Genomic DNA, 17,592 nt, shown 5'->3' with positions numbered 1-17,592 from the left:
TTCTCTAAATTTTTGTATAATGCTGGATGATTTTGGATGCAACAAACTCTTCTGTCATTCTCATGGCATCAGGACATGCACCACCAATATGTGGAGTAACAATAAGATTGGTGTTTTGAATTGCCCATTCTACAAGATGATTATCAGAAGGAACTACACCTCTCCATTTTTTTTCGCCACTCAACACATCAAGTGCCGCACCAGCAACTTTTCCACTTTTCAAAGATTCCATGAGTGCCGATTCATCAATTATTTCACCTCTCGCTGTGTTAACTAAGAATACGCCATCCTTCATCACGTCGAATTCATCAATAGATAACATTTTTTCAGTGTCTGTATTCAATGGCACATGTACTGAGATGATATCTGATGTTCTCATTAGAACATCGAGGCTGACACTTTTAGCCCAGTGATCTCGACTTTCAATATCATTATATATGACATTCATACCAAAACACTTCGCATAGTCAGCGACCATTAAACCTAGTCTTCCTAGGCCAATGATACCTATAGTTTTACCAAGTAACTGAGTGCCATATTGACTATCTCGATCCCAGTTTCTAGATTCAACATTTCTTAGGTGAAACTTGTAGTTTCTCAATAACGAAATCAACAATCCCCATGTATGTTCTGCCGTGGGTGTAATTCGTTTTAAAAACTCCACCTCTCCTTTAAGGGATATCACTTGAATCTGATTAGCATTGGTGAAATCAGTATCAATATGATTAGTTCCAGTGGTTGCTGTGGCTAAGAATTCTAATGCATTAGAGTTCTTCAAGAACTCCTCATCTAGCTGATGATTGAGCCTAGATATTATACCATTAGCTTTCTTTAAAATATCTTTGTTATCATTTATCTCTGAACACTCAATATAATCAAAGTGCTCCGATAAGAGCATTTTTGCTTTATCTGAATATCCTTCTGGCTCAAGATTGACAACCACTTTTCTTTTCATGCTAACTATTGCTCTATTCTTTTTTTCATTAGAAAATCTGCAATAAGTAAGTCCTGCTCATCATCAATATTTGCCGAACTTTCTTTTGACATAATGAATGGAATTGGTTTATCGCAAACTAGCTTATTTTCCTTTATCAACAGATCTCTTGAACAGATATACATTGCGCCATTGCGATGATAAATCGGCTCAAGGTCTTGCCTTAGTGAGCCTTTCGGTTCTTCATATATTTTCTCAAGGCAGTTTTCGGAAATTCGATACATTCGAGACGGATGACAATCATCAACTTGATATACGCTAACTAAAGAGCTATTTTCGCTATCAGATAGAAATAACTCAATTGCACTATCAATGTCCTTCTCTGTCCTCATCGGAGCTGTTGGTTGTAGAAGCAGGATTGCATCAAATGTGACATTTTGCTTTCTTTCAATGTTTAAGCAAACATCCTGCAGAACAGGTAACATCGGTGTTTTATCTTCAGCTAGTTTGGTTTCTCTATCCAAAACACTAGCACCAAAGCTCTCAGCTACCATTTTTATTTCTGCATCATCCGTAGAAACAATATAGCTTGTTATCAATGTCGAAGATTGAGCTGCTTTAATGCTCCAATATATAAGCGGCTTATTACCAACACTTCTGATGTTTTTTCTTTTGACGCCTTTAGAACCACCACGAGCAGGTATTATTGCTAGTATTTTTTTTACCGATTTATCCATTATTAGCACTTTGATAATTATTTGGTATCATATAAATGAAATTATATCGGGTGGAGTATATCCATCCCCCCACCCGATACCTCTTATAACAATGTATATATCAAAATCAGGTGTTTAATAACATCCTGATGTTTACATTGAGAATATTCAGCATTTAATCTTCAATATAACTGATGGTTTTTTGTATATTAGGTTCAAAATCTTTTAAAATTCTCACAATTCTATTTGAAGCTTTTCCATCACCATAGATATTGCAGTTTTCATATCTACCATGCTGGATTTGATGCTCGATTTTATCGTGAATACTACTGCGACTAAAGTCGGCTTCTATAAGATTTTGGCCACGTTCTCGACCAACTTGTCGATCACCAACCAGCACAACAGGTACGCCGCTAAAAGTAGAATCTCTAATAAAACTGGAAGAGTTACCGACTGCACAGGTTGCACCTTTTAGCACTTTCTGGAACACTTCCGGCTTGAAGTTTTTGATTAGATACAGCCAACTTGTATCATTGTTCTCTCTGAATGATCTAATCGCTGAGGATATTCTGTCAGAACCAGCGTCAACATTTGGCCAAAGCCATATAGTCTGCATTCCAATATCCGCTAGTGCTGCTAAGATCTCTTCCACTTCATATCGTGTATCTTTGTGGGTAGTTACAGGATGAAAAATGACAAGTAGATAAGGCTTATCTAAGTCGATTCTTGCACCGATTCCACCTTCAATGTCTTCTGGAGCGAGATCATCAGCAAGTGACAATATGTAGTCACCCGCAGGACATCCGACGTTAAACACTGAGTTTTTAGCCTCTCCCATTTTCACTATGTAATCGGCAGCGCGCTGCGTCGATGGGAAATGAAGGTGACTGAATTTTGTTATTGCGTGGCGGCAACTTTCATCAATGGAACCTGAAACTTCACCACCTTGGATATGTGCTATTGGGAGGTTCATATATGCAGCAGATATTGAAGCAGACAACGCCTCATATCTGTCGCCTATCAAAAGAATAAAATCCGGCTTAATTCTGTCAAATTCGGTAGAAAACTGCACAATACCAAGCCCAATACTCTTTGACATCGTCGTTGGGTTTGAGCCCTCAATTTCCATGTAGACTCGGCTTGTTACAGGAAATCCATCTTTTTCTACAATATCAACGACATTACCAAATCGAGGTAATAGCATGGTGCCGGTACATAATACTTCTAATTCGAGGCCATCATCCGCCATGATTTCAGACAAAACTGGCTTCATTCTTCCGTAGTTTGCTCTATCTACAAGAATGGCGAGTATTTTTCTCATTGAAAGTCTCCTACACAAATGTAATCGTCAAATCCAAGATTTTTCGTTACCTTTTTGCCAATAAGGTTTCTCGCCTCTTCTATTGAAAGACCTCCGCCTGGTTTTTTCATTGCAAAATGAGCCTCAGTGAGTATTTCACCAGCATTCAATTCTTTAATGCAAAATGCACTTCGTGAAAACAGTACTTTTGTTTCTTGTCTATTGCTTGCCATCAATGATTTATCAATTTTGCAATTGAGACCTTTCTCAATAAACCTTACGCCTTCTACTAGTTCCGTTAGTTCTTCGATAGTCAAGGAACTAGAGGTATCAGGTCCAAAGCATCTCTTTGAAAATACAGCGTGTACCTCAATCATCTTTGCGCCTCTAGCAACAGCAGCTAAAGATGGATAGATCTTACCTGAATGGTCTGATAGACCAATTGGACACTGAAATCTGCTAGCTAAATCGTCAATGACGTTATATCCAATTTCCTCAGCGGGGCAAGGATAAGAGGTAGTGCATTGGAATAAGCCCAGGCTGTTAGTTGCTTTGAGAGATGCGAAACTTTCTTCCAACTCAACAAAAGAGGACATACCACTGGAAAGCAGTACTGGTTTCCCTGTTTTTGCTACTGCTTCCAAGAGCGCAGTATTACCGGTATCACCAGAACCAATCTTGTATGCAGGAACGTTAAGTTCTTCTAAAAGTTCAACAGCAGCCGCAGAAAATGGTGTGGACAGAAAGTCTAGCCCTACTCTCTGAGCGTGTTCATAGAGCCCTTTCCATTGCTCTTTTGTGAACTCCATTCTTTTCCAGTACTCGTATCTTGTTTCATCTTGTGGAAAAACTCGCACTCTGAACTGTTCATGCTTTGTGGATTCTTCACTGGCAATATGAGTTTGAAACTTAACTGCATTTGCTCCAGCTTGCGCAACCGCGTCGATATAGGCGTGTGCACTGCCTAGACTTCCATCATGAGCTTGCCCAATTTCCGCTATGATATAACAATCAGGCCCGCCTACTTCTAAACCATTTACCGTGAACTTTTCCATCTATACGATGCCTTTAGTATCAATGACGACGTTGTCGGCGAAATCTAAACCATAGAATTCTTTATGATTGACAAGCATTAACAAAATATCACAATTTTCTACAGCAGCTGAGCTTGTTGTCAATGTGATGTTATTAAGTTTATCTGGCAGGTTCGTTATATTTGGTTCGATGGCATATATTTCTCCCGTATGCCATTCTGATAAAGCTTTGACAATATTAACTGCTGGACTTTCTCTTAAATCATCAATGTTAGGTTTGAAAGCCAATCCAAAGCAACCAATCTTTATGTCCTTGGCTTGTTTTGTTGTGTTTCTTTGCAGGTAGTCGGCAACGGCTAACTTGACTTTGTTTATCACCCACTCTGGCTTTGAATCGTTGACGTTTCTGGCAGTGTGAATGAGGCGAGCTTCTTCTGGAGTCTTAGATACAATAAACCACGGGTCTACAGCAATACAGTGGCCACCAACACCTGGTCCAGGTTCTAGAATATTGACGCGCGGATGACGATTTGCAAGAGAGATCAGCTCCCATACATTTATGTCCAATCTATCGCATATCATTGAAAGTTCGTTTGCGAAAGCGATCTGCACATCTCGAGAGCTATTTTCAGTCAATTTGGCCATTTCTGCTGTTCGTGCATTTGTTACAACGCAGTCACCCTGAACAAATGTCTTATAGAGCTCTACTGAACGCTCAGAGCATCTGGCTGACATACCGCCTATAACTCTGTCATTCTCGACCAATTCTCTTACTACGTGACCAGGAAGAACACGTTCAGGGCAATGCGAAACATTTACGTCTGCATCATTTCCTGCTTGTTGAGGAAATGAAAGGTCTGGACGTGCACTCGCTAGCCACTCTGCCATCTGCTCTGTCGCACCGACAGGGGATGTCGATTCAAGTATAACAAGGTCACCTTTTTTCAATACAGGCGCAATCGCCTTACTCGCCGCCTCAATATATGATAAATCGGGAGTTGGAATGGCGTCGCTATCCGCAGGTAAGAATGGTGTTGGAACTGCTATTAAGAATGCATCCGCAGGCTTAGGCTTAGTCGTGGCTTCAAGATAACCCTCCAATACAGCAGCATGTACGATCATATCTAGGTCAGGTTCAACAATGTGAATTTTCCCTTGATTGATCGTATCTACCGCATGTTGATTAACATCCACACCAATAACTTTCTTTTTCCTTGATGCAAACATCGCTGCAGTTGGCAGTCCAATATAACCAAGGCCGATTACAGATATTGTTTGAAGAGACATTTTATTCCTCGGAATTTTTGTAGTGATTCGCTAAATGTTCGATGATTTTTTCGCAAGCTTTCCCATCACCATAAGGGTTATGAGCAACACTCATTTCCTTGTATTCACTGTCATCAGTAATCAACTTTTCTATAGCTGTAACGATTGAGTCTCTATTTGTCCCTACCAGCTTAACCGTTCCTGCTTCTACAGCTTCTGGTCGCTCAGTTGTATCTCGCATAACCAATACTGGCTTACCTAAAGACGGTGCCTCTTCTTGAATACCACCAGAATCAGTCAAAATGATGTGTGAATGAGTAAGTAAATAAATAAATGGCAAATACTCTTGAGGTTCAATCAAGCGAATATTATGATGACCAGCTAAAATCCTATTTACTGGCTCTCTTACATTTGGGTTTAAATGAACTGGGTAGATAATTTCAATATCGTCATGACTACTAGCGATATCAGTCAATGCATGGCAAATATTTTCAAATCCATCACCAAAATTTTCGCGACGATGTCCCGTTACTAAAATAATCTTTTTACTACCATCTATATTTGGAATACTTTTAGCCATATCAGCTTCATTAAGTTCTTCCAATTTTTCTTTTGCTAAAAGAAGTGAATCTATAACAGTATTACCTGTAACGATCACATTCTCGTCACTAATGTTCTCTAATAGGAGATTATCTCTAGATTTATTGGTAGGTGCGAAATGAAATTTGGCTATTGATGCAGTTAACCTTCTGTTTGCTTCTTCAGGCCATGGTGAGTAGATATTGCCAGTTCTTAAACCCGCTTCTACGTGACCCACGTCCACTTGCTCATAGTATGATGCTAGGCTCGCAGCAAATGTTGTTGCTGTATCACCATGAACAAGAACCACATCAGGCTTGTAATCTTGTAGCACTGGCTGAAGTTTCAAAAGGACTTTTGAGGTCGTTTGATTTAAACTTTGACCAGGCTCCATAATGTTCAAATCGTAATCGGGCTCAATATCAAATAGGTCCAACACCTGATCAAGCATTTCTCTATGTTGTGCTGTAACACAACATTTAGAGTCAAATCTACTGTCTTCACAAAGCATTTTAAAAAGAGGAGCCATTTTAATGGCCTCTGGTCGCGTACCAAAAACACACAAAACTTTAATCATAATTTCATTTAAAACTCTTATTTAAGGCTAGACCTAGCGCTTCGAGATAAATTAACGAGTAGTAGAATTGAAATTCCAATCATCGCGCCTAGAATAAACCCAATCATTAACAACTTGCTCATTCTTTTCTTATCATGACCTCCAGGGTTTGAAGGTTTGGACACATAGCTTGTGAATCTCGCTTTTTCCAATGAGTATGAGTCACCACCAAGCATAGAAATTTTAATCTTTATTCGCCCAATAGTTGGATCGACCATTCCTAAATCTTTTATCTCGCTAATTTTCTCAAACTTTTTTTTCAATATTTCAGAACCTAGCGCAATCGGTAGATCTGGCTCATAATATAAATCAACGAGAGGTTTATCAATCCCTAACGGCTCAACTATACTAAGCGCTAGACTAATTTCCTCTAGCACCAATCGCTTTTTTTCTAGCGCGAGAACTTCTTTTTCCTTTAATATCCCTTCAAGTCTAAACTTATAAAAGTCTAATAGAGATTTCACTTTTGATAACAAGGCCTCCTTTTGCTTTTCATTGACAAACTCCACATACTCCATGAGATTTTTCTGACTCATTTCGCCACTGGCAGACTTTGATACAACTATAGCATTTCTCTTTTCACGATCGGAAAAGCTTGCCTTCATTGAGTAAACAATAGGATTTTCGCCCTCATTTTTCTCTTTAAATCTAAGAAATTCGGCCTTTGTGGTATTGCTATTGAATATAGAAACGAAATTTCCAAATAATGTGTCTGAGTTAGCAGCTTCAGACAGATCAGCGTAAGCATTTACAGATCCAGAATCCACATATAAAACGTTCTCATCTTTAAAAAGAGTAGCGTCGCTATAAAATTTCCCAAAGCCAGGCTTAAACTGTTCGACATACATTGTCGTGACGAGCGCATCATGAGTAGCTGGCACTGTTACTTTAGCTGTTGATGTCCAAACCTCTTTATCTGATGAGCTCACAACAAAAGACATCGTCATAAAAAAGCAGATGCTAGTAATCATCACCCACTTTCCGTTCCAAAGCATTTGTAGAATGTATTTAATGTTTATAACTTCCCCAAGATCCGGCTTTAACCTGGTGCTAACATCCTTGCTGCCACTTGTTTTCATTTTCCACCTTTGTTATTTCATTCTTCCAAGCTACCGCCCTTAGGTGTCGTCCCTAAAGTACGCGATAGCCAAAATGTCATGTCGAATATTTGTACTACTTTCTTCTCAGCACGCTGTTTTCAGTAGTTACTTCCACCTGACGATTGAGTAGTTTTATCAACAAGATAGATCGCATTTCTCCATCCGCTTCTTTGTAGATCGCATCTGAACCCTCAAACTGCCCACCCAACACTTCGATTTGGTCACCCGGCTTCAACATGTCGTTTAGCTGCTCGCGCTGTTCATCCGAATCTTCATGTGCCATTAAGCTCAAAATTAGATCGAACGGAACGGTACAAGGCACGGCTCCATGCCTGACAAAATCAACAACACCTCGGGTTGAACGCACTGTGGTATAAGCAATTTTTTCAGGATCAAAGGAAGCAAACACATAGTTTGGAAAGAGAGGTTCAAGCTGTGGTGTTCTTTTACCGCGGCGAATTTTTTCAACCGTCACTTGTGGATAGTAACAGTCGACGCCTTGCCGCTTGAGGTGCTGCTCTGCGCGTTGTTGCTCGCTGCGTTTACAATAGAGCAGATACCATGAATTCATTATATTTCTCGCCGATGTCCTAGCTAGCCAATTTGCACCGTCTCTGCGACGCAACTCAAGAGTATATTAGGCTGCTCATCGAGCAGCAAGGGCTGCGCAGCCGACAGCTCAATTTGTCTGCACTAGTTCATAGTTTGCATTGTTGTACGTAGCTTTTTTCAGAAATGCAAAATGCCGCACAATATATGCGGCATTTCGTTTCAAGGGATTTAAGAAGATCTAGATATGAGGATTAGGCACTCAAACGCTGTATGTCTAAGCTAAAACTGGTTAACCCGACCTCACTCAACGACACGCGGACGTTTCCACCCGCTAAATCTATGGTTTGAAAGCGCGTGCTGGCTGCGTCAACGCCTAGCAAGTGATCATTGTTTACGATGATCGCATTCCCAGTCCCATCAACCACAGCATTCAAGCCTGCTGATAGTACACTGAGTTCATTATCTGACGCATTGAGGATGCCAAACATGGCCCGGATTGGACTTGCGTAGGTCGATTTCTTAATAGCATGCTCAATTTGATGCACGAGATGAACAAAACCGCGCTCATCGGCATCTTGTGAACGTAGGTATTCATTGAAGAAAGCACGGATCATTAACGTTGTAGCCGTTCCGTTTCTGCCTGCTGAAGCGCTATCTACCATGTAGAACGCCATTTGACCGTCCATCATCCATGTATAATCCAGAACAACAGGACTAGAATCCGCGGATTGCAGAGAGTGATATGATAGACGCCAATCCCCTTGTCTTGAGTCTTGATCGGGCATTAAGCCCATGAGTAAATCTCGAGCATTCCCTGGGTTGTCTAACAAGTCATCGAGGTGCCATTTTAACTCTTCGGTAAGTGGTTGATCGCCACCATTTTGGGCGAGCTTGAACCATTGCTGGCTAAAATCCATATCGCAGCTCGCGCCACCATCAGCATCTTCGAGTACTGACATAATCGCGGATTTCACTACCATGATGTCATCAATAGGCTTGATCAAAAAATCTTTCACGCCAAATCGGAGCGCTTGTGCCACATCAGACATACCGCCCGTACCAGAGATAACGATGACCGGAAGCATGGGATACTCCAAACTTACTTCTTCAACGAATTCCAATCCAGTCATTACGGGCATAGACAAATCACTGAGCAAGAGATCAGGAATGCCTTCTCTGAGCGCTTTAAGCCCATCAAGTCCATTTTCTGCTTCTCTAACAATGCATCCTTCTTTGCGTAAGAAACCACCGATAATTCGAATGAATACGGGGTCATCTTCTACAATCAGAACCTCTTTACCTTCTAACACTGCCCTGCTCTCCTGATCGGGTACTGGTTTACGTCTAAGGAACGTCGCCTTAGTCCCTTTAGGATAGTTTGTAATCCGTCACGACGTTGCAACATCCACGTAATTATAGGCACCAGTACACATAACCTTATGTATCCAGAAAGGAAAAAACTCATCTATTTGTTTAGCTTCTGAACAAACATTACGTTACTTACGATGTTGCTTATTGATATGAGACAACGAAAAGAGCATCTTGTTAATTTGAAATAGAGATCTCTATGTCTTTTTATAGAAGGCAATCGCAATTCGTGAATACATATGAAACTAGATGATCTAAATCTCTTTCGTCTTATCGTCGAAAATGGCAGCTATACATTAGCGTCGAAGAAAACAGGGATCCCTGTAGCGACACTGACTCGCCGCATTCAAGCGCTTGAAGAAGACATGAAGATTAAGCTTTTGCATCGTGACGCTAGAAAGTTGTCACTAACGGAAGCTGGGCAAGGCTTTTATGATAAATGCTCACCGTTACTCGAACAACTCATGGCCGCGACAGAGAGCCTATCTGAACATTGTAAGGGTGAATCTGGCACCCTAAAGATAAGTGCGCCATCAAATATTGCGATGAAACTGCTACAGCCGATGTTTAGCGCATTTTTGACTCAGTTTCCTGATATTAAGCTTGATTTGGAACTCTCTAATGATTCCGATAACAAGCTTAGTGACGGGCACCATGCTTTTATACGCATCGGGCCTCAAAGGGATTCATCCCTTATTGCTCGTAAGCTTCATACGGTGAAGGACATTCTTGTTGCTAGCCCTTCATACATTGCAAACAACGGATCACCGAGTGATGCGTCCGATCTGATGAAGCATCATCTACTCAAAGGTTGGCCGCTTATGCGTTGGCGTTTAACTAACACTCATGGACAACACCTGTGTATTAGTCAACAAGGCCGCTTTGAGGCTTCAGAACTGCGACTTGTCCGAGCCGCCGCAAAAGATGGATTGGGCATCGCTTTAATACCCGATGTGTTAGTGAGCAAAGACATCGACTCAAAGGAGCTGAAACAGGTTCTTCCTGATTGGACAACAAGCCCCCGTGATATCTATTTGATGTATCATGGCAAAACAAATCTGCCAGCCAAGCTTCGTGTATTTATTGATTTCGCACTCAACTATTTTCAAGTAAATAACACACAAACGTGACATGGTTCACTGAATGTCCCAAAAGCGATAAGTGGTTAAAATATCACTACACTTTTGCTATACAAAACTTGCTAAGGCGCTTCCGTAACGCTAATTGTTATATAGATGTAAAACCAAAAAGCAGCGATATCTGTCACTGCACAAACGTTAACGATGGTTTTTGCAAACGGAAGGAGCAATTATGATTTTGGGACATTTGCTAGGCTTGTACACCCATCCAAAAGAGGAATGGCAAAATATTGATGACCGCCATGAGGGCGCATCAAACAGCCTCGGGCACGCGGCGATTATGGCGTTGATTCCACCCATTTGTGCTTACTATTCGAGCGCACACATAGGCTGGAGTATTGGCGTTGGCGAACCTATTTTTCTGACTGAACAAAGTGCGTTGATCATTGCAGGTGCAATGTACTTCGCATTGATCACTGGCGTGATGGCGCTAGCTTACTTAACGCTCTGGATGAGCCGTACGTTTGGCTCGAACCCGACCTACACACAAGCGCTTGAACTAGCTGCTTACACCGCTACACCCATATTTATGGTGGGCTTAGCGGCACTCTACCCTGTTGTATGGTTCGTGATGCTCGTGGGCTTGGCTGGCATCGCCTATTCCATATATCTTTTGTATACCGGTGTGCCGATCATCATGCACATACCTGAAGAACGTGGTTTTATCTATGCTAGTTCAGTCGTGACATGTGGTTTGGTACTGCTTGTCGCTATCTTGGCGAGCAGCGTCATTATGTGGAATGTTGGCTTTGGCCCGATGTTTGTGAATTAGACCACTTTGATGCTTTGATGCTTTGATGCTTTGACGAGATATATCCACGAATCACTTCTAACAAAAAACGCGGTCACTATAACAGTGACCGCGTTTTTTTGAGGTCGATTTTCACGACACTCAGTTTTCGTTGTAGATCTCGAGGTTGGCTAGTTCTTGCTGTTGTTCACGTAGCTCTTTCGTTTCGTCATTTCGCAGGCTATCAATGTACTCAAGGTATGCTTGATTGATATCTTGCGTAATGTAATGACCACTAAACACTGAGCTTTCAAACAATTTCACATCAGGGTTACCTTCACGTACAGCATCTTCCAAATCCGTCAAGTCTTGGAAAATCAAACCATCCGCGCCGATAATACTGCCGATTTCATCAACTTCACGTCCGTGTGCAATCAACTCATTTGCACTTGGCATATCGATACCATACACGTTAGGGAAGCGAATTTCTGGAGCGGCAGACGCCATATACACTCGTTTAGCGCCCGCTTCACGTGCCATCTCAATGATCTGTTCTGACGTGGTGCCGCGTACGATGGAGTCATCAACTAGCAAGACAGATTTATCTTTAAACTCAGAGCGGATTGCATTGAGCTTGCGACGAACAGATTTACGACGCTGCTGTTGACCCGGCATGATAAACGTACGCCCAACATAGCGGTTCTTCACAAAACCTTGACGATAAGGTTTGTTAAGCTCTTGAGCAATTTCTAACGCGATATCACACGATGTCTCTGGGATTGGGATAACAACATCAATGTCTAAATCATCCCACTCGCGACGAATCTTAGCACCGAGCTTCTTGCCCATATTGATACGTGCTGCGTAGACAGAGATCTTATCGATAAACGAGTCGGGGCGCGCAAAATACACGAACTCAAAGATACATGGTGACAGTGAAGGTGTATCTGAACATTGGCGAGTGAACAGTTGCCCGTCAATGGTAATGTAAACCGCTTCACCCGGCGCAACGTCTCGCACAAAATCAAAACCAACAGCGTCTAGCGCAACGGACTCTGAAGCGACCATGTACTCTTCGCGGTTGTTAACAGTACGCTTGCCCAAACACAATGGACGAATACCATGCGGGTCGCGAAAGGCAATCAAGCCATGACCAATGATCATAGCGACTACTGCATATGCACCACGAATTTGTTGGTGAACAGCACGAACAGCTTTAAACACATCGTCTTCTGATAATGGAAACGAAGTGGCTTCATCAATTTGGTGAGCTAATACATTAAGAAGGACTTCAGAATCAGACGTGGTGTTAAGGTGGCGGCGGTCTTGAGCAAACAGTGACTCACGAAGTTCATTCGCGTTTGTCAGGTTGCCGTTGTGTGCCAACGTAATACCATAAGGAGAGTTAACGTAAAACGGCTGCGCTTCTGACACGCTTGAGCTTCCTGCGGTAGGATAGCGCGCATGCCCTATCCCAACCGTTCCTTGCAAGCGTTGCATATGCTTGAGTTGGAATACATCTTTTACCAAACCGTTCGCTTTTCTCAAGCGAAAGCGGTTGTTGTCAATGGTAACAATGCCGGCGGCATCCTGACCACGGTGCTGAAGTACTGTCAACGCATCGTAAATTGACTGATTAACCGGGGTTTCACCCACGATTCCAACAATCCCACACATGTATGCTGTTCCTTGTAACGCAAGAGTGAGCCCAGGGAACCGTTTTTACGTTTTCCTGCCTTTACTGCTAAAAGCAGGTCGACGCTAGATCACCTTGGGCAAAAAGCTGGAGCTCTGCTCCAAATACGAGAAAAACCATTCAATCACTACCCCAAATCTAGGGATTAATTGTGATTGTTTCCACTCGATAGCGCTGGAAAAATTGGTGAATGCGTCGAGAAAGAACAATACTGCGGCAACAATCAACACGCCGCGAATACCGCCAAAAACCACACCTAGCACTCTATCTGTCCCAGATAAGCCTGTTTTTTGGACTAACTGTCCAATCACGTAGTTCACCACAGCGCCAACGATTAAGGTGGCAACAAACAGCGCCGCTATTGCCGCGCCATTTCGAATCATTTCGTCATGAATATTAGTGAAGTAAGCCGCTAATTGCGGGTAAAAGTTACTGGCGACAAAGAAGGCACCAAACCATATCACTAGCGATAGGGCTTCTTTCACAAATCCACGGACCAAGCTAATCAATGCTGAAAAGCTGATCACTCCAATTATGATGTAATCTATCCAATTCATCTTTTAATCATCTGAGCGATTCGCGCGCATTTTAACAGAAAAAATGACGACGCAAACGTTTTCTTATGGGTTGAGTGGGTTAAATCTGAGCAGTTGACCTTTCAATCCGGTCAAAGACTCCAAATCTGCAGTCATTGAAGCCAATTTGTCTTTGGAGACGTTAGGCCCAATTTCAACACGTGCCAACTCGCCTTCTTTTACATCACGAGGCATCAACTGCGCTGAGTAGCCCTTTTTACGCAACTTTGACACTAGGCTTTTGGCGTTATCAATATTGCGGAACGTACCAAGACGGATGATCCAAGCTGAATCTTCATAGCCCGCTTTAGGCTGAGTATTCGCAGCGGCAACCTGAGAGTTATCAGCTTCCGAAACGATGCTCTCATCACCAGCTGATTTTGTACCTTCGTCGCCAATAGTGACCAGTACAGGTTCTTCAGGGGGAAGAAATGACTCCACTTCTTCAGGCGGCAAGACCGACGCTTCAAGCAGCGTTTCATCAACGTCCTCTTGGAGAGGAATTGCTTGAAAACTCTCTTGGTAATGCGCTTTTTCACCATCAAATACATCAGGTAAGAAAATGACGCCTAACGAAACCAAAATGAGTGTGCCGACTAAGCGATTTTGAAACTGAGTTGCCACATTTACTCCGTTTGAGCGAGATGATCAGCGATTTCGCCGACTGTGTGGAATGAACCAAATACGATTAGAACATCACCTTTCCACGTCAAAGCCGTTTTCGCGGCTTCAAATGCTTCAACAGGTGACGCGTAACCTTCGACATATTCAGGCAGGAAATGAACAAGCTGCTGCCAATCGGCGGCTCTTGGCCCTGTTAAAGAAGCAGGATACCAAATATCAACCACTGACTTCATGACATCGAGCGTTGCCAATATGTCTTTGTCATGCAACATTGCAACAACGGCATGAACCTTAGCATCGGCGTCTTGCTTAAGAGATGAGATTTGATTCGCCAAGTATTCAGCAGAATGTGGGTTGTGGGCCACATCTAAGATAATAAGAGGTGATTGAGACACCATTTGCATGCGACCCGCTAACGTGACCGTTCGCAGCCCTTCCACGATCTGTTCGTCTGTCACATCAAGTTCTGACAACCCTAGCGCCATCAACGCCGTTGCCGCATTGGGGAGCGGGAGATTTGGAACTGGCAGATCGCGCAAATCAAACGCACCACATTGCCAATGCCAGGTGTTCGCTTGCTGCTCATAGGTAAACTGATAGCCAACCTGATGTAGCTCTGCACCAATATCATCGGCATGAGCGGCGACACTGGCTGGTGGCTCTGGTTGGCCACATACCGCCGGTTTTCCTGAGCGGAAAATGCCTGCTTTCTCGAAGCCAATCACTTCGATGTCATCACCGAGCCAATCAACATGGTCAATGGCTAGACTGGTGATCACCGACACATCATGGTCAACAATGTTGGTCGCATCTAATCGACCACCAAGGCCCACCTCGATGATTGCCACATCAATCTGGTTATCCATAAATAACCAAAGCGCCGCCAGCGTGCCAAATTCAAAGAGACTTAGGCTGGTGTCACCACGGAGTGATTCAACCGCAGCAAAGGCTTCTGAGTGACGTTCATCATCAAGTTCTTTGCCATTGATACGGACACGTTCGTTGTAACGAATGAGATGAGGGGAGCTGTATACGCCTGTCTTATAGCCCGCTTTTTGCAAAATGGCTTCGATAATGGCGCATGTTGAACCTTTACCATTGGTACCCGCTACCGTGATCACTTTAGGTGCAGGCTTTGTCAGCTTACCTTTTTGGCCGACACGTGCGACACGATCCAGTCCAAGATCGATAGCACTGGTGTGGAGTGATTCAAGATACGATAACCACTCAGACAATGGCGCAGTCGCGCTGGGAGAAATATGTTCTGACATCAGTATTCTATTTGAGCTTTCAATACTTCAATCATATCAGCTAAAAGACAAAGAGCGCCATAAGGCGCTCTTTAGATGTTCATTTGTGGGACGTTTATTCTGTATCCTTGGTCGGTTCGGCTTCAATAACCTCACCTTCCAAAGGCTGTTCCACTGATACAACGAGCGGAGATTCATGGTTGGTCATTTTTGCTAACAATCCTCCGATACGCTGACGCATTTCACGACGATCCACAATCATGTCGATGGCGCCGTGCTCTAACAAGAACTCACTACGCTGAAAGCCTTCTGGCAGCTTTTCACGCACGGTTTGCTCAATAACACGCTGACCTGCAAAACCAATCAGAGCTTTAGGCTCACCAATATTAATGTCACCTAACATCGCAAAGCTTGCGGTCACACCACCAAAGGTTGGGTCTGTGAGTACAGAAACAAACGGAAGCCCTTTCGCAGAAAGGCGCTCCAGTGCAGCACTGGTTTTCGCCATTTGCATCAGTGACGTCAATGCTTCTTGCATGCGCGCACCACCACTGGCAGAGAAACACACAAATCCACACTTATCCTCAATGGCTTGCTCTACAGCACGCACGAATCGCGCACCGACGACAGCCCCCATTGAACCGCCCATGAAGGCAAACTCAAAGGAAGCGACCACAACGGGCATACCAAGGATCTCACCTTTCATGACAACCAATGCATCTTTCTCGCCGCTTGACTTTTGCGCCGCAGACAGACGATCTTTGTACTTCTTAGAGTCACGGAATTTGAGCAGATCTTTTGGCTCAAGTTCTTGACCTAATTCAGTGCCTTTTCCTTCATCTAAGAAAGTCTCTAGGCGTTTACGTGCTGTCATGCGCATGTGATGGTCACATTTCGGACACACGTGCAGGTTACGCTCAAGCTCTGCGTGATAAAGCACCTGCTCACAAGATCCACATTTGGTCCATACGCCTTCAGGAATTGAGACTTTACGTGAAGAACCAATATTGCTTTTTGTCAGTATTTTTTCAAGCCAGCTCATGAACGACCTTTTCTAATGGAGCACCTGTCATTGCGCATTCTGAGGCTCAACAGTAACGAGCTGTCTCAATGTGAACCATGACAAGTGGCCTGGATATTTACAAATTCAACAAGGAATTAAAACACAACTTGTTAAGACTTTGGACAAAAAACTGGTACTACCTATTTTTGCCTAGCCATGCACACTTGTATTTGCACGTTATTTGCACGCACTATGATCAATATGTCGTTTTTTTAACCTTGTGTCAGTGATTAGCACTGTGTATCTGGCAAAAAAAGTGGCCCAACGGGTGACTCAGGGAGCTCAAACTGCTCGGGATATTCAACATCTACCAAATATAAGCCACCAGCTTTTCCGGTCGCCGCGGCCAAATTGCGGTCTTTCACGCCCAACAGCCATTCAACCCACTCGGGTTTTTGCGCTTTTCTTCCCACTTCAATCAAGCTTCCGGCAATATTGCGCACCATGTGGTGAACAAATGCGTTGGCCTTGATATCTATGATCACGAAGCGCCCTTGTCGAGTCACATTTAAATGATGAATGTTACGCCACGGTGTTTTTGACTGGCAATGAATTGCACGGAATGACGTAAAGTCGTTTTCCCCTAGCAGGTATTGTCCAGCCTGGTGCATCAGCGCTTCGTCGAGCTCATCATGACAGTGAGTCACACCGTGCCGAAATATGCCCGGTCTCAGCGCGTGGTTATAAATAATATAACGATAGCGGCGAGCCGTCGCAGAAAAGCGCGCATGAAACTCTTCGGGGACTTCTTTGGCCCAACGCACTGCAATGGCGTCAGGTAAATGGGTGTTCACACCCATGGTCCATGCACGGAGTGGTCGTGTGACATCCACATCAAAGTGAACAACCTGACCGGTACCATGTACTCCAGCATCGGTACGACCTGCACATTGTACTTCAATCGATTGATTGGCTATTTTAGACAGGGCTTTCTCTAGATGCTCCTGCACACTGGGCACGTCACGCTGTCTCTGCCAGCCAAAATACTGTGCACCATCATATTCAACGCCCAGGGCAATTCTCATGTTTTTGTCTCTGTCTTAACAATTT

At 43.3% G+C, this 17,592-nt stretch carries 17 protein-coding genes; 2 read left to right on the top strand and 15 right to left on the bottom strand.

What is annotated here, in order from left to right:
• Positions 1-4: 4 nt before the first annotated feature.
• From L4D06_RS00945 to L4D06_RS00905, 9 genes are all read right to left on the bottom strand, one after another.
• Complete coding sequence (locus L4D06_RS00945; RefSeq protein ID WP_429737543.1) at positions 5-955, bottom strand: 2-hydroxyacid dehydrogenase; 951 nt, start codon at positions 953-955, stop codon at positions 5-7.
• A 5-nt stretch (positions 956-960) separates the two neighbouring features.
• The gene (locus tag L4D06_RS00940; protein WP_429737542.1) at positions 961-1,671 is read right to left on the bottom strand and encodes an acylneuraminate cytidylyltransferase family protein; all 711 of its coding nucleotides are present in this window, start codon (positions 1,669-1,671) and stop codon (positions 961-963) included.
• 154 nt (positions 1,672-1,825) lie between these two features.
• On the bottom strand, positions 1,826-2,971 hold the full coding sequence (gene neuC / locus L4D06_RS00935) for a UDP-N-acetylglucosamine 2-epimerase (protein WP_429737541.1): 1,146 nt from the start codon (positions 2,969-2,971) through the stop codon (positions 1,826-1,828).
• Positions 2,968-4,005, bottom strand: a complete 1,038-nt coding sequence (locus L4D06_RS00930; protein ID WP_429737540.1) for an N-acetylneuraminate synthase family protein — start codon at positions 4,003-4,005, stop codon at positions 2,968-2,970. The genes neuC and L4D06_RS00930 overlap by 4 nt, the downstream gene beginning before the upstream one ends.
• Positions 4,006-5,271, bottom strand: coding sequence for a UDP-N-acetyl-D-mannosamine dehydrogenase (gene wecC, locus L4D06_RS00925; protein ID WP_429737539.1), 1,266 nt, complete (start codon positions 5,269-5,271; stop codon positions 4,006-4,008).
• A 1-nt stretch (position 5,272) separates the two neighbouring features.
• Positions 5,273-6,406, bottom strand: a complete 1,134-nt coding sequence (gene wecB, locus L4D06_RS00920; protein ID WP_429737538.1) for a non-hydrolyzing UDP-N-acetylglucosamine 2-epimerase — start codon at positions 6,404-6,406, stop codon at positions 5,273-5,275.
• Between the two features lie 17 nt (positions 6,407-6,423).
• The gene (locus L4D06_RS00915; RefSeq protein ID WP_429737537.1) at positions 6,424-7,524 is read right to left on the bottom strand and encodes a Wzz/FepE/Etk N-terminal domain-containing protein; all 1,101 of its coding nucleotides are present in this window, start codon (positions 7,522-7,524) and stop codon (positions 6,424-6,426) included.
• A gap of 94 nt (positions 7,525-7,618) precedes the next feature.
• Positions 7,619-8,116, bottom strand: coding sequence for a transcription/translation regulatory transformer protein RfaH (rfaH, locus tag L4D06_RS00910; protein WP_429737536.1), 498 nt, complete (start codon positions 8,114-8,116; stop codon positions 7,619-7,621).
• Positions 8,117-8,348: 232 nt separating this feature from the next.
• Entirely contained in the window at positions 8,349-9,407 is a 1,059-nt protein-coding gene (locus tag L4D06_RS00905) for a response regulator (RefSeq protein ID WP_274163309.1), read from the bottom strand.
• A gap of 297 nt (positions 9,408-9,704) precedes the next feature.
• Here L4D06_RS00905 and L4D06_RS00900 point away from each other — a divergent pair, with 297 nt between their 5' ends.
• A complete protein-coding gene (locus L4D06_RS00900; RefSeq protein ID WP_429737535.1) occupies positions 9,705-10,595 on the top strand; it encodes a LysR family transcriptional regulator in 891 nt (296 codons plus the stop codon).
• Positions 10,596-10,776: 181 nt separating this feature from the next.
• A complete protein-coding gene (locus tag L4D06_RS00895) occupies positions 10,777-11,376 on the top strand; it encodes a Yip1 family protein (protein ID WP_274163311.1) in 600 nt (199 codons plus the stop codon).
• Between the two features lie 120 nt (positions 11,377-11,496).
• Here the strand turns inward: L4D06_RS00895 and purF are convergent, their stop codons facing one another.
• From purF to truA, 6 genes are all read right to left on the bottom strand, one after another.
• On the bottom strand, positions 11,497-13,011 hold the full coding sequence (gene purF, locus L4D06_RS00890; protein WP_274163312.1) for an amidophosphoribosyltransferase: 1,515 nt from the start codon (positions 13,009-13,011) through the stop codon (positions 11,497-11,499).
• Between the two features lie 84 nt (positions 13,012-13,095).
• On the bottom strand, positions 13,096-13,587 hold the full coding sequence (locus L4D06_RS00885) for a CvpA family protein (protein ID WP_028024837.1): 492 nt from the start codon (positions 13,585-13,587) through the stop codon (positions 13,096-13,098).
• 63 nt (positions 13,588-13,650) lie between these two features.
• Complete coding sequence (locus L4D06_RS00880) at positions 13,651-14,229, bottom strand: SPOR domain-containing protein (RefSeq protein WP_429737533.1); 579 nt, start codon at positions 14,227-14,229, stop codon at positions 13,651-13,653.
• 2 nt (positions 14,230-14,231) lie between these two features.
• Positions 14,232-15,500 carry a bifunctional tetrahydrofolate synthase/dihydrofolate synthase gene (gene folC, locus L4D06_RS00875; protein WP_429737531.1) on the bottom strand — a complete coding sequence of 423 codons (1,269 nt, stop codon included), beginning with the start codon at positions 15,498-15,500 and terminating at the stop codon, positions 14,232-14,234.
• Positions 15,501-15,594: 94 nt separating this feature from the next.
• Positions 15,595-16,521, bottom strand: coding sequence for an acetyl-CoA carboxylase, carboxyltransferase subunit beta (gene accD / locus L4D06_RS00870; protein ID WP_274163315.1), 927 nt, complete (start codon positions 16,519-16,521; stop codon positions 15,595-15,597).
• Positions 16,522-16,772: 251 nt separating this feature from the next.
• Positions 16,773-17,567 (bottom strand): tRNA pseudouridine(38-40) synthase TruA, encoded by a 795-nt coding sequence (gene truA, locus L4D06_RS00865; RefSeq protein ID WP_429737530.1) that lies wholly within the window; start codon positions 17,565-17,567, stop codon positions 16,773-16,775.
• Positions 17,568-17,592 lie beyond the last annotated feature (25 nt).

Origin of the sequence: Enterovibrio makurazakiensis (assembly GCF_050336585.1) — a bacterium.
In the GTDB taxonomy this organism is placed as follows: domain Bacteria; phylum Pseudomonadota; class Gammaproteobacteria; order Enterobacterales; family Vibrionaceae; genus Enterovibrio; species Enterovibrio gelatinilyticus.
This window is presented reverse-complemented; position numbering and strand designations above follow the sequence as displayed.

Excerpts from the sequence above, each read along its gene's own strand:
- L4D06_RS00915 (WP_429737537.1), bottom strand. The coding sequence starts at position 7,524 with ATGAAAACAAGTGGCAGCAAGGATGTTAGCACCAGGTTAAAGCCGGAT.
- L4D06_RS00895 (WP_274163311.1), top strand. The coding sequence starts at position 10,777 with ATGATTTTGGGACATTTGCTAGGCTTGTACACCCATCCAAAAGAGGAA.
- truA (WP_429737530.1), bottom strand. The coding sequence starts at position 17,567 with ATGAGAATTGCCCTGGGCGTTGAATATGATGGTGCACAGTATTTTGGC.
- wecB (WP_429737538.1), bottom strand. The coding sequence starts at position 6,406 with ATGATTAAAGTTTTGTGTGTTTTTGGTACGCGACCAGAGGCCATTAAA.
- L4D06_RS00930 (WP_429737540.1), bottom strand. The coding sequence starts at position 4,005 with ATGGAAAAGTTCACGGTAAATGGTTTAGAAGTAGGCGGGCCTGATTGT.
- L4D06_RS00940 (WP_429737542.1), bottom strand. The coding sequence starts at position 1,671 with ATGGATAAATCGGTAAAAAAAATACTAGCAATAATACCTGCTCGTGGT.
- rfaH (WP_429737536.1), bottom strand. The coding sequence starts at position 8,116 with ATGAATTCATGGTATCTGCTCTATTGTAAACGCAGCGAGCAACAACGC.
- L4D06_RS00900 (WP_429737535.1), top strand. The coding sequence starts at position 9,705 with ATGAAACTAGATGATCTAAATCTCTTTCGTCTTATCGTCGAAAATGGC.
- wecC (WP_429737539.1), bottom strand. The coding sequence starts at position 5,271 with ATGTCTCTTCAAACAATATCTGTAATCGGCCTTGGTTATATTGGACTG.
- L4D06_RS00945 (WP_429737543.1), bottom strand. The coding sequence starts at position 955 with ATGAAAAGAAAAGTGGTTGTCAATCTTGAGCCAGAAGGATATTCAGAT.
- L4D06_RS00885 (WP_028024837.1), bottom strand. The coding sequence starts at position 13,587 with ATGAATTGGATAGATTACATCATAATTGGAGTGATCAGCTTTTCAGCA.
- neuC (WP_429737541.1), bottom strand. The coding sequence starts at position 2,971 with ATGAGAAAAATACTCGCCATTCTTGTAGATAGAGCAAACTACGGAAGA.
- accD (WP_274163315.1), bottom strand. The coding sequence starts at position 16,521 with ATGAGCTGGCTTGAAAAAATACTGACAAAAAGCAATATTGGTTCTTCA.
- folC (WP_429737531.1), bottom strand. The coding sequence starts at position 15,500 with ATGTCAGAACATATTTCTCCCAGCGCGACTGCGCCATTGTCTGAGTGG.
- purF (WP_274163312.1), bottom strand. The coding sequence starts at position 13,011 with ATGTGTGGGATTGTTGGAATCGTGGGTGAAACCCCGGTTAATCAGTCA.